This window comes from Streptomyces sp. NPDC046900, from assembly GCF_040644975.1.
In the GTDB taxonomy this organism is placed as follows: Bacteria; Actinomycetota; Actinomycetes; order Streptomycetales; family Streptomycetaceae; genus Streptomyces.
In genome coordinates, this window is record NZ_JBEYXD010000003.1 from 181539 (window position 1) to 195366 (window position 13828).

The window sequence follows — 13828 nt, forward strand, 5'->3', positions numbered from 1 at the left end:
GTGTCACCGAAGGTCGAGGTGGCGATACGCAGCGCAGACATACGGTGTGACCCGCGCCGCAGCCGGAGGGGTGGTCGCTGTGACCCAGGTCGCAGCCCAGGGGTGGTGGGGATGCCCGTGAAGGGCCCCCGGATGTGACCGGCGCCGCATGTGGGGGAGTTGAGATGTGACCGGGGTCGCACCCGTGGAGGGCGGGAGCGTGACCCGGGGCGTACCCGCGGAGAGCGGAGCGTGACCGAGGGGACGGGCTAGGCGTCTTCGAAGGCGACCGGGCTCTCGAAAGCCGCGCGCCGGGTCGCCCTGCGCAGCGCCTTGAGCACGGCCGGGCCGAGGGCGAACGTCAGGACGACGGTGACGACGGCGCGGCCGAGGTCCCAGCCCAGGGAGGTGGCCAGGCAGTACGCGAGGAAACGGGCGAGGTTGGCGGCGAGAGCGGCGTGCGGGTCGTAGGCGATGCCCGAGGCGAGGGCCCCCATATAAGGCCAGCCGGCCAGGTTCATCACCGTGCCGTAGGCGAACGCGGCCAGGAACCCGTACCCGGCGAGCATCGCCACCTCGGCGCGCCCCCGCATCCGGCCGGGGCCCGGAAGCAGGCCCGCGCCCAGCGTGAACCAGCCCATGGCCAGCATCTGGAACGGCAGCCAGGGGCCGACCCCGCCCGTCAGCAGCGCCGACGCGAACATGGTCACGTTGCCGAGGACGAACCCGAACCCCGGCCCGAGCACCCGCCCGCTCAGCACCATCAGGAAGAACATCGGCTCGATACCGGCGGTTCCGGCGCCGATCGGCCGCAGGGCCGCGCCGGTCGCGGCGAGCACCCCCAGCATGGCCACGGCCTTCGGACCGAGCCCCGACTCGGAGATCGTCGCCGTCACGACGGCGACCAGCAGCACGAGCAGCCCGGCGAACAGCCAGGGTGCGTCCTGGGCGTGCGCCGCCAGACCCGAGCCGGGATCGGTGAACAGGGGCCACGTGAACCCCACGACACCCACCGCGCTCACAAGGGACAGCGCGGCGACGGAACGGGGGCCGAGGCGGACGGGGCGGATCCGGGAGTTCGCGAACGGACGGGGCCGGGACGGCGCGGCCCCCTCCGGCAGCCGGGAGGTCATGACGACAGCGCCTCCTTGACCTGGGCCACGGTGAGCCACCGCTGCGGGGCCAGGACCTTGGTCACCTGGGGCGCGAACGACGGGGACCCCACGACCACCTCGGCGGCGGGGCCGTCGGCGACGACCTCGCCCTCGGCCAGGATCACCACGCGGTGGGCGAGTTCCGCGGCCAGCTCCACATCATGGGTGGCCAGCACGATGGCGTGCCCCTCGGCGGCCAGTTCCCGCAGCAGGGCGACCAGACGGGCCTTCGCCGCGTAGTCGAGACCCCGCGTCGGTTCGTCCAGGAGCAGCAGCGGGGGCCTCGCCGTGAGCACGACGGCCAGCGCGAGGGCCAGGCGCTGCCCCTCCGAGAGGTCCCTCGGGTGCGTGTCGTCCGCGACGCCAGGCAGCAGTTCGGACACCAGGGCCCGGCAGGTGCCGGGTGCGGCGTCCGCGTCCTGGTCCGCGGCAGCGCACTCGGCGGCGACCGTGTCCGCGTACAGAAGGTCTCGCGGCTCCTGTGGTACGAGGCCCACGCGCCGTACGAGGTCGTGCGGTGCGGTGCGGTGCGGCACGGCGCCGCCGGCCCGTACCGAGCCGTGGGCCGGTTCGACCAGCCCGACGAGCGCGGCCAGCAGCGTGGACTTGCCGGCGCCGTTGCGGCCCATGAGGGCCACGGTCTCCCCGGCGGTGACCGTGAGGTCGACATGGCGCAGGGCCTGGACGCGCCCGCGGCGGACCGCGAGCGCCGTCACGGCCGCCGGGGGTTCCGGCGCCGCCACTGCCGGGGCGGTACGCCGGCGCAGCAGACGGCGTGGTGCGGGGATACCGGGGCCCGGCCCGGACACCGGGCGCGGCCCAGGGCCGTTCACCGGTGCGCTGCCCGCGAGGCGGTCACGCAGGGCGCCCGCGCGGCGGCGCGCGTCGCGGACCGTCAGGGGCAGGGGCGACCAGCCGGCCAGGCGGCCGAGGTCCACCACCGGCGGGTACACCGGGGAGACGGCCATGATCTCCGCGGGGGTGCCGAGGACCGGGCGGGCACCGGGGCCCGGGAGCAGGACCACGCTGTCGGCGTACTGGACGACCCGTTCCAGCCGGTGCTCCGCCAGCAGGACCGTGGTGCCCAGGTCGTGGACGAGCCGCTGCAGGACGGCGAGGACCTCCTCGGCCGCCGCCGGGTCCAGCGCGGACGTCGGCTCGTCGAGCACCAGGACCTTGGGATGGGGGGTGAGCACCGAGCCGATCGCCACGCGCTGCTGCTGCCCGCCGGAGAGGGCGGTGATCGGCCGGTCCCTCAGCTCGGCGAGACCGAGCAGGTCCAGGGTCTCCTCGACGCGGCGCCGCATGACGTCCGGCGGCAGCCCCAGCGACTCCATGCCGTAGGCGAGTTCGTCCTCCACGGTGTCGGTCACGAAGTGGGACAGCGGATCCTGTCCCACCGTGCCCACCACGTCGGCGAGTTCGCGGGGTTTGTGGGTACGGGTGTCGCGTCCGGCCACGGTGACCCGGCCGCGCAGGGTGCCGCCCGTGAAATGCGGTACCAGCCCGCTCACCGCGCCGAGCACCGTCGACTTGCCGACCCCGGACGGGCCCACGAGCAGCGCCAGTTCGCCCTCGGGGATCCAGAAGTCGACGCCCCGCACGGCGGGTTCGGCCGCACCGTCGTACGTCACGGAGACATCCTCGAAGCGGATCACGCGGACTCCTCGGGTGCGGGGGTGACGAACGCGGGCAGCAGACCGAGCAGCACGGCCGCAGCGGGCAGCAGGGGCAGCGCGGGAGCGGTCAGCGGTACGACGCCGGGGTTCAGGGCGGCGGGATCCCGGGCGGCGGCGACGGCCAGCAGCGCCGCCGCCGCGATCCCGGAACCGGCGACCAGCCAGGCCCGTACGCCCCACTCGTCGGGCCGGTAGCGCGTGCGCGGCGAGCGGCGGCCGCCGAGACGCAGCCCGGCGAGGGCGGCGGCCAGGCCGGCAAGGAGCAGCGGCAGACCGTAGGTGCCCCCTTCCGCCGTCAGCAGTCCGTACGTGCCCGCGCAGACACCGAGCAGACCGCCGAGGGAGAGGGCCGCGGTGGTGCGCCGCACGGCGGGTGGGACATCGGCGGTGCGGCCGAAGCCGCGTGCGTCCATCGCGGCGGCCAGGGCCACCGAGCGTTCCAGCGCGCCCTCCAGGACCGGCAGCCCGACCTGGAGCAGACCGCGCAGACCCCGGTCGGGCCGGCCGCGCAGGCGGCGCGCCGCGCGCAGGCGCCGCACATCGGCGACGAGGTGCGGGGCGAAGGTGAGCGCGACGACCACCGCTACGCCGGCCTCGTACAGGGCGCCCGGCAGGGCCTTGAGGAGCCTGGCCGGGTTGGCGAGCGCGTTCGCCGCACCGACGCAGACGAGCAGCGTCGCCAGTTTCAGGCCGTCGTAGAACGCGAAGACGAGGCCCTCGGCGGTGACCCGGCCGCCGATGCGGATGCCCTGGGCCCAGTGCGGGAGCGGGACTTCGGGCAGGGTCACAAGGGTGTGGCTGCCCGGAATGGGCGAGCCGAGGACCACGGCGAAGACGAGCCGGACGGCGAGGACGGCGAGGGCGAGCCTGGCGAAGGCGGAGTACGAGCGGGACCAGGGGTCCGAGGTCCGGCGGGCCGCGACGACGTAGGAGGACACGGCGACGAGCAGGGCGAGCACGAGGGGGTTGGTGGTGCGGGTGGCCGCGACGGCGAGCCCCAGGGACCACAGCCACCAGGCGCCCGGGTGGACGGCCCGCCGGCCGCCGCGCGACGGGGGTGCCATCGTCAGCCCCTGCGGCGGCGGGCCTGCCACAGCGCCGCCCCGCCCAGCGCGGCCACGGCGGCGGCGCCCGCGAGGACGCCCACCGACGGGCCCTGGTCCGGCTCGCTCTTCGCGGGCGCCGGGTCCGTCTTCGCCGCGACCTGCTCGCCGCAACCCTTGTGCGGGTAGCCCGCTATGGCGCACAACAGGGCGTTCGTGTCGTAGCGGAGGGGCTTGGCGACCGCCGCCAGCGCGTCCGCCGTCGTCGCGTCCCCGGGGATGCGGGCACAGGCGGTGCGAGCGGGGGGCGGTGTCTCGCCCGACGAGGCGTCCGACGGAATGCCGAAGTCGATGACCAGTGCCACCCGCTTCTGGCCGGCCCGCGCGGGCGTCCCCCCGCAGATGGCGTCGAAGTCCGCTGCGCCGCGCGGCTTCGTGGCGTCCCCGGAGTCCTCGCTGACGGCGAACCGGAAGCCCTGGACGTCACCGTCGGCCGGGCGGGCGGTCGACGGGCCCTGGGTGGCATACGTCCAATGGCCGTCGCCGCGCTCCCAGAAGGACCAGTAGCGGTAGCCGACGGCCTCGGCCTGGCCGGCGGCGCCCAGCAGCAGGAGCAGAGGAGCCAGGAACAGGGCGCACACACGGCGGATCACGGCCGCCTCCCGCCCCGGGAGGTGTACAGGATGCCTCCGGCGGTCAGAGCGAGGAGGCAGGCGCCTACGATCCACGCGACGCGCAGCGGGCCGTCGCCCTTGTCGGACGTCGCCGAGGTTCCGGAGTCGTCCGAAGAGGACGCGTCCGCGTCGGGCACGGACTTGGGGGCCGGTCCGGTCGTGTCCATGAGCCGGACCAGGTCCTGGCCGCCGAAGTCGCGCGGGTCGAAGCCCTCCGCGTTCGCGGCGAGGATCAGCTGGGCGTACGCGGCCGGTCCGCTCTGCTTCGCCCACTGCGCGTAGTGGGCCTCCAGCCAGCGCAGCGGACGAGCGGCCTGCTCGCCCTGGCCCACGGTGGCGAGTGCGACGACCGCGTCCGCCGTGTTGCCGTAGTCGGGCTGCGGCTTGGCGCCGGGCAGGGTCTGTGTGAGGTGCTGGTCCTTGGCCAGGGCCTTGAGGAGGTACGCGGCGCCGTTCCGGGCGGCCTGCCCGGGGTCGGTGGCGTCCTTGCAGGTCAGGGTCGCGCCGTCGGGCTTCACACCGTCCCCGGCCAGTCCCTTGCCGAGCGCGCCGGCCACGGCCGCCGCCGTCGCGTCCGCGTTGGCCGCCAACGTGCCCTTCTTGTCCGGCTGGTAGGCGAAGGCGCCCGCCCCGTCGCCGGCGCAGGGGAGCGCGAACTTCAGCAGGGCGTCGTACGGGGACTTGCCGCCCTTGCGGACCTCCTGCGGCTTCTCGCCCGTGGCGGCGAGGGCGCCGATGACGACGGCCGTGGAGTTGGCGTCGCTCGCGCCGCCCGGGGAGTAGCCCCAGCCGCCGTCCGCGTTCTGCAGGGACTTCAGCCAGGTGACGGCCTTGCCGGTGGTGGCGTCGTGTCCGCCGAGCGCGGCGAGGGCCTGGACGGCGGCGCCCGTGCTGTTGGTGTCGACCATGAGCTTGGCGTCGCAGGGCTTGGCGCGGTCCGGACGGAACGCCGCGAACGCGCCGTTCGCGCACTGCTGCCCGGTCAGCCAGCCCACCGCCGAACTCGCCGGTTCGGCACCCACGGTGTGCTGGGCGAGAAGCGTCAGCGACTGGCGCCACACGCCGTCGTAGGTCGGGTCCGCGCTGCCGTACAGGCCGTCGGGTATCGCCGGGGTCGGCGACGCGGACGGGCCGGCGGCGACGGCGGGCGCGGCGAGGCCGATCACGGCCGCTGCTGCCAGAGCCGCGGTGCTGCGGCGGAGGTTCATGTGCCACTCCCTGCGAGGAGCCGGGCAGCACGGAACACTCCGGGCGGCTCGGCTCCGTAGACCTCGACGGTGCCGTACACCGGCGGGCCGCCGGTGCGCGTGAGCCGGTCACGAACCGCGCGGGGCAATCCGGCTCGCCACGTGCGTGGCTCACGGCTGCGGGTCAGCGCCGGATTTCCACCGGCTTCCCCCCGTACGAGTGTGAGAACGACCCGGCCACTCTACCCGCCGGTACAGGCACCCCTGAGAGGCCCCTGTGAGCCGGTCCGTCCGGGCGGCGGTGACGGGCACGGCCGCTAGCCGGCAGACGGGGTGTCGGGCCGCCGAAAGCGAGGAAGAGGGTGCGGCCGGAGAGCAGCCAGGTGTCGTGCACCTTCTTGAACTCGTCCTCGTAGTGGCCGACTTGCGTCGGCGGACCCGCCGGGACCATGCCGCCCTGGTGGCCGTCGACGCGGTGCGTCGTGAAGTACGACCTCGCGACGGCCGTGTCCGGGGACGTCACCGTGACCAGGACGTTGGACATGAGCCGGCGCGAGAGCCGGTCGGCGGCCGCCCGGCGAAGTACTGCCGCAGCGCCTCCCGGCCCCGTACCAGTCTCTCGCCCGCCGGCCACCGCCAGCTGCCGTCCTCCGTGAACAACTCGGCCACGGAGGCGGGCTCGCCGAGGTCGAGGCGGTGGACGAAGTCGAGGACGAGGCGCTCGCAGGCGCGTTCGGCGAGGAGCTGCTCCAAGGGATCCATACCGTTTGGTACCAGCGCGGGGAGGCCGGATGCGAAGTCTTTTACACGGCCACGTACGTCACGGGGTCGGTTCCGGGCGCCGCCTTCGCGCGGCCCGTCTTCACCAGGCGGCGCACATGGGCCTCGGCCTCCGAGACCGCTATGTTCCGCGAGCCGTACGGGATCTCGTCCCAGGGGCGGTTCCACTCCATGCGCTCGGCGAGCTGCCAGGGAGTCAGCGGGGTGCCGAGCAGGGCCAGCAGGCCGGTCAGCCGGTCCTGGTGGTGGGCCAGCAACTCCCCGACGCGGGCGGAGGCGTCGGTGAACATGTGCTGGTGGGCCGGGAACACCTCGGCGGGGCCGAGTCGGCCGACGCGCTCCAGGGAGTCCAGGTAGTCGCCGAGAGGGTCGGTCACGGTGGTGTCGTCCGGGTCCTCGTACAGGCCGATGTGCGGGGTGATCTCCGGGAGCAGGTGGTCGCCGGAGAAGAGGCGGCCGTGGCCCGGGAGCCCGGCGGGGTGCTCCTCCTCGAGGTGGAGGCACACATGGCCGGGTGTGTGTCCGGGGGTCCAGATCGCGCGCAGCCGGCGGCCGGCGAGGTCGAGGAGCTCACCGGGGGCGATCTCGCGGTCGGGGAGCGCGGGGGAGAAGCCGGGCAGGCGGCCCCGGCCGCGCGCGGCGCGCAGCGGTGCCAGGTGGTCCTCGGGCGCGCCGGCCGCCGCCAGTTTGGCGGCCATGTAGGAGAACCACTGCTCGGGGCGGGTCTCGCGGGTCCGGCGCACGATCGCGGCGTCCGCCGCGTGCATCGCGACCCAGGCCCCGGACGTCTCACGGACCTTGCCGGACAGGCCGTGGTGGTCCGGGTGGTGGTGGGTGACGACGACCCCGTGGATCTCCGTGGCCGATGTACCGCACGCGGTCAGCCCCTCGGCGAGGGTGTCCCACGAGTCCGGGTCGTCCCAGCCGGTGTCGACCAGCACCGGGCCGCGGTCGGTGTCGACGACGTACACCAGCGTGTGGCCGAGGGGATTGTCGGGGATCGGGACCCTGATCGACCGTACGCCCCCACCGTGATCGGCCGTCTCAGCCATGACTCCCCAATCGCCGTCTTCGGGTCACTATAACTAGAACGTGTTTCGAAGGTAGCCCGGGTCATCTTCCATGTGCGTCCCGGCCGTGGACTCCGTCGGCCGGACCTGGTATCAGTGGCGATATCTGATGGATCGTCAGAGGCGTCCCGGGGAGGCAGTCGGCCATGACCGAGCTCGTGGAACACGGACAGCTGTTCATCGGCGGGGAGTTGACCGACCCCCTGGGCAAGGACGTCATCGAGGTGGTCTCGCCGCACACGGAAGAGGTCATCGGCCGGGTGCCGCACGCCTCGCGCGAGGACGTCGACCGGGCGGTGGCCGTGGCGCGCCGGGCCTTCGACGAGGGCCCCTGGCCGCGGACGACGCTCGGCGAGCGGATCGAGGTGGTCGGCCGGATCAAGGACGCGATCGCGGCACGGTACGAGGAGATCGCCCGCGTGATCTCCTCCCAGAACGGCTCCCCGTACTCCTGGAGCGTCCTCGCTCAGGCGCTGGGCGCGATGATGGTGTGGGACGCGGCGATCACGGTCGCACGGGACTTCACCCACGAGGAGCGGCGCGACGGCGTCCTCGGGAAGATCCTCGTGCGGCGCGAGCCGGTCGGGGTCGTGGCGGCCGTCGTGCCCTGGAACGTGCCGCAGTTCGTGGCCGCCGCCAAGCTCGCCCCCGCCCTGCTCAGCGGCTGCACGGTGATCCTGAAGCCGTCCCCCGAGTCGCCGCTGGACGCGTACGTCCTCGGCGAGATCGCGCGCGAGGCGGGGTTGCCGGAGGGCGTGCTGTCGATCCTGCCCGCCGACCGCGAGGTCAGCGAGTACCTGGTCGCGCACCCCGGCGTGGACAAGGTGTCGTTCACCGGTTCGGTCACGGCGGGCAGGCGCGTCATGGAGGTGGCCTCGCGCAACCTGACGCGGGTGACCTTGGAGCTGGGCGGCAAGTCGGCGGCCGTCGTGCTGCCGGACGCGGACGTCTCCACGGCGGTGCAGGGGATCGTGCCGGCCGCGTGGATGAACAACGGCCAGGCCTGTGTGGCCCAGACCCGCATCCTCGTACCGCGCTCGCGCTACGACGAGTTCGCCGACGCCTTCGCCGCCGCGGCGAGTGCCCTCGTGGTCGGGGACCCGCTGGACGCGGCCACCCAAGTTGGTCCGCTGGTCGCCGGGCGCCAGCAGCAGCGCAGCCTCGACTACATCCGCATCGGCCAGGAGGAGGGCGCCAAGATCCTCACCGGCGGCGGCCGGCCGCCGGGCCTGGACCGCGGCTGGTACGTGGAGCCGACCCTCTTCGGCGACGTCGACAACTCCATGCGGATCGCCCGGGAGGAGATCTTCGGGCCCGTCATCTGCCTGCTCCCGTACGGCGACGAGAGCGAGGCCGTGAGGATCGCCAACGACTCCGACTACGGGCTGAGCGGCAGCGTGTGGACGGCGGACGTCGAGCACGGCATCGAGGTCGCCCGCCGGGTGCGTACCGGCACGTACTCGGTGAACACCTTCAGCCTCGACATGCTCGGCCCCTTCGGCGGCTACAAGAACTCGGGTCTCGGGCGCGAGTTCGGGCCCGAGGGGTACGGCGAGTTCCTGGAGCACAAGATGATCCACCTGCCGGCCGGGTACGGGGAGGCGTAGCGCATGGGAGACCGCTGGCACATCGAGGTCGACCGCGCCGTCTGCATCGGCTCCGCGCAGTGCGTCCACCGCGCACCCGGCGCCTTCAGTCTCGACTCGGCCCGGCAGTCCCACCCCGTCCACCCGGACGCCGACGCGGGCGAGCAGGTGCTGGACGCGGCGGAGAACTGCCCGGTGGGGGCGATCGCGATCACGCTGGTGGGAAGCGGGGAGCCGGTGTTCCCGTCGGAGGACTAGGCCGGTCCGGGACACCGCCCGAATCGTCCGAAAAATGTGGTCATGAGGGGTTCCATCCCGGTATGACGATGCTATTCTGAAAGTCGCCTACGGGGCGAGTGAGGAATCTCGACCGGAAGATGCCGACTTTGGCGTGAGACTTCGGTTTCCGCCGGGGCCGACAACGGTCGGCCGAGAGACCTGAAGATCAATAGATCGCAAGATCCAGAGATCGGAAGGTTGAAAGACTCGGAAGGTCGAGAGATCTGAAGGTCGCCCAAGCCCGTCTCGTAGGTCTTTATTTGTGCCCGGACGGCCCCTTCGCCGCGCCGGCGGTCCTAGCCCCGCTCGCCGGGGCCCGTCAGGTCGATCAGCCGGCACACCGTCTCTATGTCGATCCTGACCTGGGCGATGGAGGCGCGGCCGGAGAGCCAGGTGATCAGGGCCGAGTGCCAGGTGTGCTCGATCACGCGGACCGCCGAGAGCTGCTCCGGTGTCGGGTCCTCCAGGCCCATCGCGTCCAGGATGATCGCCGTCGTCTGGCGGGAGACCTGGTCCACCTCGGGGGAGACGCTGCGGTCCGCGAAAGTCAGGGCGCGCACCATGGCGTCGGCCAGATGCGGCTCGCGCTGCAGCGCGCGAAAGGCGCGCATCAGGGTCTCCGCCACCCGATCGGCCGCACTCTCCCCGGCCGGCGGCTTCTTCCTGAGGGTGCCGTGCATGTGCTCCAGCTGGTCCTGCATGGTGGCGACCAGGAGGTGCACCTTCGAGGGGAAGTAGCGGTAGAGCGTGCCCAGGGCCACCTGCGAGGACTCCGCCACCTCACGCATCTGCACCGCGTCGAATCCGCCCCGGCTGGCGAGCTGCGCGCTCGCGTGCAGAATCCTGCGACGACGCGCCTCCTGCCGCTCGGTGAGCGGAGGTGAGGCCGGCTGCGCCGCCGGTCGCGCGGTACTGGCTGGCACCTTGGCTTCCGCAGGCATGGGTCCCGTTCCGTGACAGTCGGTGAGGGCGGGTGATCAAACAGCATGGCAGGGTGTCGGGCCGTGGCGCGAATCACCTGATCCCCCTCTCACAGCGGCCCTACCTGCCGGTAGATTCGGAGGCTCTACGATCAAGTCTGTAACTTGTTCTAGATTACCGTCCCGGCGTAGTCTCGCGGGAAATGGCAGAACGAAGGGGCCGAGAGTGACCGCTGATGCCAGGGAGGCGGGTCCCCAGGAGGGCTCGGCCGCAGACGGGGACCGCCCGTTGCGCATCGCGCTCCTCACCTACAAGGGAAACCCGTTCTGCGGCGGTCAGGGCGTCTACGTACGGCACCTCTCGCGTGAGCTCACCCGGCTCGGCCACCGGGCCGAGGTGATCGGTGCGCAGCCGTACCCCGTGCTCGACGAGGGGGAGGACCTTCGGGGCCTGTCCCTCACCGAACTGCCCAGCCTCGACCTGTATCGCCAGCCCGACCCCTTTCGCACCCCGAAGCGGGACGAGTACCGGGACTGGATCGACGCCCTCGAAGTGGCGACGATGTGGACCGGCGGCTTCCCGGAGCCGCTGACCTTCTCCCTGCGCGCCGGCCGTCATCTGCGGGCCAGGCGCGGTGACTTCGACGTCGTGCACGACAACCAGACGCTCGGGTACGGCCTGTTGGGCGACCTGGGCGCGCCGCTGGTGACCACCGTCCACCATCCCATCACCGTGGACCGGCGGCTGGAGCTGGACGCGGCCAAGGGCTGGGTGCGGCAGGCGTCCGTACGGCGCTGGTACGCGTTCACCCGCATGCAGAAGCGCGTCGCCCGCCGGCTGCCCACGATCCTCACCGTCTCCGGCACCTCCCGACAGGAGATCGTGGACCATCTCGGCGTCGCCCGGGACCGAGTCCACGTCGTGCACATCGGCGCCGACACCGACCTGTTCTCGCCGGACCCCTCGGTGCCGCAGGTGCCCGGCCGGATCGTGACGACGTCCAGCGCGGACGTGCCGCTCAAGGGCCTCGTCTTCCTGATCGAGGCGCTCGCGAAGGTGCGGACCGAGCACCCCGGGGCGCATCTGGTGGTGGTCGGCAAGCGCGCCGAGGACGGGCCGGTCGCGCGGGCGATCGAGCGGTACGGGCTCGAGGGCGCCGTCGAGTTCGTGAAGGGCATCTCGGACGCGGAACTGGTCGACCTGGTCCGGTCGGCCGAGGTGGCGTGCGTGCCGTCGCTGTACGAGGGCTTCTCACTGCCGGCCGCCGAGGCGATGGCCACGGGCACGCCGCTGGTGGCGACGACCGGAGGCGCCATACCGGAGGTCGCGGGACCGGACGGCGAGACATGCCTGGCGGTACCGCCGGGCGACGCGGGGGCGCTGGCCGCCGGTCTGAGCCGGCTGCTCGGGGACCCGGAGCTGAGGGTACGGCTCGGCGTGGCCGGCCGGGAGCGGGTACTGCGCCGCTTCACCTGGGCGCGCGCCGCCGAGGGAACCGTGGCCCGGTACCGCGAGGCTATCGCCGGCTCCGCGGCCCCCGGTACCGGTCGTCCCGCAGCGCACCGCGACCGCTCCGTGTCCGCGGTGACGGTCGCCGCCGAAGTACCAGCCGAAGAACTCGTCGTACCCGATCGCGAAAGCAGGGCCACGTGCTGACCGTCGACTTCTCCCGGTTCCCGCTCGCCCCGGGCGACCGTGTCCTGGACCTCGGCTGCGGTGCCGGACGGCACGCCTTCGAGTGCTACCGGCGCGGCGCCCAGGTCGTGGCTCTGGACCGCAACGGCGAGGAGATCCGCGAGGTCGCCAAGTGGTTCGCGGCGATGAAGGAGGCGGGCGAGGCCCCGGAGGGCGCCACCGCGACCGCCATGGAGGGCGACGCCCTCGCGCTCCCCTTCCCCGACGAGTCCTTCGATGTCGTGATCATCTCCGAGGTGATGGAGCACATCCCGGACGACAAGGGCGTGCTCGCCGAGATGGTCCGGGTGCTCAAGCCGGGCGGCCGCATCGCGATCACCGTTCCGCGCTACGGCCCCGAGAAGGTCTGCTGGGCCCTGTCCGACGCCTACCACGAGGTCGAGGGCGGCCACATCCGCATCTACAAGGCCGACGAACTCCTCGGCAAGATCCGGGAGGCGGGCCTGCGGCCGTACGGCACGCATCACGCGCACGCGCTGCATTCGCCGTACTGGTGGCTGAAGTGCGCGTTCGGCGTCGACAACGACAAGGTGCTGCCGGTGCGCGCGTACCACAAGCTGCTGGTCTGGGACATCATGAAGAAGCCGTTCGCCACCCGGGTCGCCGAACAGGCGCTGAACCCGGTGATCGGCAAGAGCTTCGTGGCCTACGCGACCAAGCCCCACCTGCCCCGCCTCTCCGAGGCGGACGCCGCGTGACCACGCCCCGGACAGAACACCTCGTCCTGCCCGGGGTCCTCACCGCCGACGAGGCCGCCGCGACCGTCCGCGGGCTCCTCGCCGTGCAGCGGGAGGACGGCGCCGTGCCCTGGTTCCGCGGCCACCACCTCGATCCGTGGGACCACGTCGAGGCGGCCATGGCGCTGGACGCGGCGGGAGAGCACGCGGCGGCCGAGCGGGCGTACGACTGGATGGCCCGGCACCAGAACGAGGACGGCTCCTGGTACGCGGCGTACGCCGACGGGGACCCGCTGGACGTCACCGACCGCGGCCGTGAGACGAACTTCGTCGCGTACGTGGCGGTCGGAGTGTGGCACCACTACCTGGCCACCGGCGACGACACGTTCCTGGACCGGCTGTGGCCGACGGTGTACGGGGCGATGGAGTTCGTGCTCCGCCTCCAGCAGCCCGGCGGGCAGATCGGCTGGAAGCGCGAGGACGACGGCACGGACGTCCCGGACGCCCTGCTGACGGGCTGCTCCTCCATCCACCACGCCCTGCGCTGTGCCCTCGCGATCGCCGAGCAGCGCGAAGAGGCCCAGCCGGACTGGGAGTTGGCGGTGGGCGCGCTACGCCACGCGATACGCCGGCACCCGGAGCGGTTCCTCGACAAGGACCGCTACTCGATGGACTGGTACTACCCCGTCCTGGGCGGCGCGCTGACCGGCCCGGAGGCGAAGGAGCGCATCGAGACCGACTGGGACCGCTTCGTGGTACCCGGTCTCGGCGTGCGCTGTGTCGTCCCCAACCCGTGGGTGACCGGCGGCGAGTCGGCCGAACTCGCCCTGGCCCTGTGGGCGATGGGCGAGTCCGACCGAGCGCTGGAGATCCTCCAGTCGATCCAGCACCTGCGCGATCCGCAGACGGGCCTGTACTGGACGGGTTACGTCTTCGAGGACCGGACTGTCTGGCCGCGGGAACTCACCACGTGGACGGCGGGTTCGCTGCTTCTCGCCGTGGCCGCGCTCGGTGGCGACGAGCCGACGTGCGCGGTCTTCGGCGGTGAACGGCTGCCGCGCGGCCTGGACCCGGACTGCTGCGCCTAGGAAGGCCCTCGGCGGC

At 72.9% G+C, this 13828-nt stretch carries 12 protein-coding genes, 1 pseudogene and 1 riboswitch; of the genes and pseudogenes, 5 read left to right on the forward strand and 8 right to left on the reverse strand.

What is annotated here, in order from left to right; translation table 11 throughout:
• Positions 1 to 248: 248 nt before the first annotated feature.
• The 7 genes and pseudogenes from ABZ904_RS04930 to ABZ904_RS04960 form a co-directional block, all read right to left on the reverse strand.
• Positions 249 to 1112 carry an ECF transporter S component gene (locus ABZ904_RS04930; RefSeq protein ID WP_361821173.1) on the reverse strand — a complete coding sequence of 288 codons (864 nt, stop codon included), beginning with the start codon at positions 1110 to 1112 and terminating at the stop codon, positions 249 to 251.
• Positions 1109 to 2791 (reverse strand): ATP-binding cassette domain-containing protein, encoded by a 1683-nt coding sequence (locus tag ABZ904_RS04935; protein ID WP_361821176.1) that lies wholly within the window; start codon positions 2789 to 2791, stop codon positions 1109 to 1111. Before ABZ904_RS04935 ends, ABZ904_RS04930 begins: the two co-directional genes overlap by 4 nt.
• Positions 2788 to 3876 (reverse strand): energy-coupling factor transporter transmembrane component T, encoded by a 1089-nt coding sequence (locus ABZ904_RS04940; protein WP_359393257.1) that lies wholly within the window; start codon positions 3874 to 3876, stop codon positions 2788 to 2790. The genes ABZ904_RS04935 and ABZ904_RS04940 overlap by 4 nt, the downstream gene beginning before the upstream one ends.
• A 2-nt stretch (positions 3877 to 3878) precedes the next feature.
• Positions 3879 to 4508 carry an SCO2322 family protein gene (locus tag ABZ904_RS04945; RefSeq protein ID WP_359393259.1) on the reverse strand — a complete coding sequence of 210 codons (630 nt, stop codon included), beginning with the start codon at positions 4506 to 4508 and terminating at the stop codon, positions 3879 to 3881.
• Entirely contained in the window at positions 4505 to 5737 is a 1233-nt protein-coding gene (locus ABZ904_RS04950) for a prenyltransferase/squalene oxidase repeat-containing protein (RefSeq protein ID WP_361821180.1), read from the reverse strand. Before ABZ904_RS04950 ends, ABZ904_RS04945 begins: the two co-directional genes overlap by 4 nt.
• A 122-nt stretch (positions 5738 to 5859) precedes the next feature.
• Positions 5860 to 5928, reverse strand: a riboswitch (cobalamin riboswitch).
• A 98-nt stretch (positions 5929 to 6026) separates the two neighbouring features.
• Positions 6027 to 6478, reverse strand: a pseudogene (locus tag ABZ904_RS04955) (nuclear transport factor 2 family protein); the annotation flags it as partial.
• Positions 6479 to 6519: 41 nt separating this feature from the next.
• Entirely contained in the window at positions 6520 to 7548 is a 1029-nt protein-coding gene (locus ABZ904_RS04960) for an MBL fold metallo-hydrolase (RefSeq protein ID WP_361821183.1), read from the reverse strand.
• Between the two features lie 164 nt (positions 7549 to 7712).
• Between ABZ904_RS04960 and ABZ904_RS04965 the strand changes: the two genes are divergently transcribed.
• The gene (locus ABZ904_RS04965; protein ID WP_359393266.1) at positions 7713 to 9173 is read left to right on the forward strand and encodes an aldehyde dehydrogenase; all 1461 of its coding nucleotides are present in this window, start codon (positions 7713 to 7715) and stop codon (positions 9171 to 9173) included.
• Between the two features lie 3 nt (positions 9174 to 9176).
• Positions 9177 to 9410 carry a ferredoxin gene (locus tag ABZ904_RS04970; RefSeq protein ID WP_359393268.1) on the forward strand — a complete coding sequence of 78 codons (234 nt, stop codon included), beginning with the start codon at positions 9177 to 9179 and terminating at the stop codon, positions 9408 to 9410.
• Between the two features lie 317 nt (positions 9411 to 9727).
• Here ABZ904_RS04970 and ABZ904_RS04975 read toward each other — a convergent pair whose 3' ends face one another.
• On the reverse strand, positions 9728 to 10372 hold the full coding sequence (locus ABZ904_RS04975) for a TetR family transcriptional regulator (RefSeq protein ID WP_359393270.1): 645 nt from the start codon (positions 10370 to 10372) through the stop codon (positions 9728 to 9730).
• Positions 10373 to 10577: 205 nt separating this feature from the next.
• Between ABZ904_RS04975 and ABZ904_RS04980 the strand changes: the two genes are divergently transcribed.
• Genes ABZ904_RS04980 through ABZ904_RS04990 form a run of 3 tightly spaced genes read left to right on the forward strand, consistent with a single transcriptional unit; the run spans position 10578 to position 13812 of the window.
• The gene (locus ABZ904_RS04980) at positions 10578 to 12008 is read left to right on the forward strand and encodes a glycosyltransferase family 4 protein (RefSeq protein WP_359393272.1); all 1431 of its coding nucleotides are present in this window, start codon (positions 10578 to 10580) and stop codon (positions 12006 to 12008) included.
• Complete coding sequence (locus ABZ904_RS04985; RefSeq protein WP_359393275.1) at positions 12002 to 12745, forward strand: class I SAM-dependent methyltransferase; 744 nt, start codon at positions 12002 to 12004, stop codon at positions 12743 to 12745. The genes ABZ904_RS04980 and ABZ904_RS04985 overlap by 7 nt, the downstream gene beginning before the upstream one ends.
• The gene (locus ABZ904_RS04990) at positions 12742 to 13812 is read left to right on the forward strand and encodes a prenyltransferase/squalene oxidase repeat-containing protein (RefSeq protein ID WP_359393277.1); all 1071 of its coding nucleotides are present in this window, start codon (positions 12742 to 12744) and stop codon (positions 13810 to 13812) included. Before ABZ904_RS04985 ends, ABZ904_RS04990 begins: the two co-directional genes overlap by 4 nt.
• Positions 13813 to 13828: the final 16 nt, after the last annotated feature.

Bases quoted from the DNA above. Each gene is read 5' to 3' on its own strand.
- ABZ904_RS04975 (WP_359393270.1), bottom strand. From the start codon at position 10,372: ATGCCTGCGGAAGCCAAGGTGCCAGCCAGTACCGCGCGACCGGCGGCG.
- ABZ904_RS04965 (WP_359393266.1), top strand. From the start codon at position 7,713: ATGACCGAGCTCGTGGAACACGGACAGCTGTTCATCGGCGGGGAGTTG.
- ABZ904_RS04950 (WP_361821180.1), bottom strand. From the start codon at position 5,737: ATGAACCTCCGCCGCAGCACCGCGGCTCTGGCAGCAGCGGCCGTGATC.
- ABZ904_RS04930 (WP_361821173.1), bottom strand. From the start codon at position 1,112: ATGACCTCCCGGCTGCCGGAGGGGGCCGCGCCGTCCCGGCCCCGTCCG.
- ABZ904_RS04970 (WP_359393268.1), top strand. From the start codon at position 9,177: ATGGGAGACCGCTGGCACATCGAGGTCGACCGCGCCGTCTGCATCGGC.
- ABZ904_RS04960 (WP_361821183.1), bottom strand. From the start codon at position 7,548: ATGGCTGAGACGGCCGATCACGGTGGGGGCGTACGGTCGATCAGGGTC.
- ABZ904_RS04940 (WP_359393257.1), bottom strand. From the start codon at position 3,876: ATGGCACCCCCGTCGCGCGGCGGCCGGCGGGCCGTCCACCCGGGCGCC.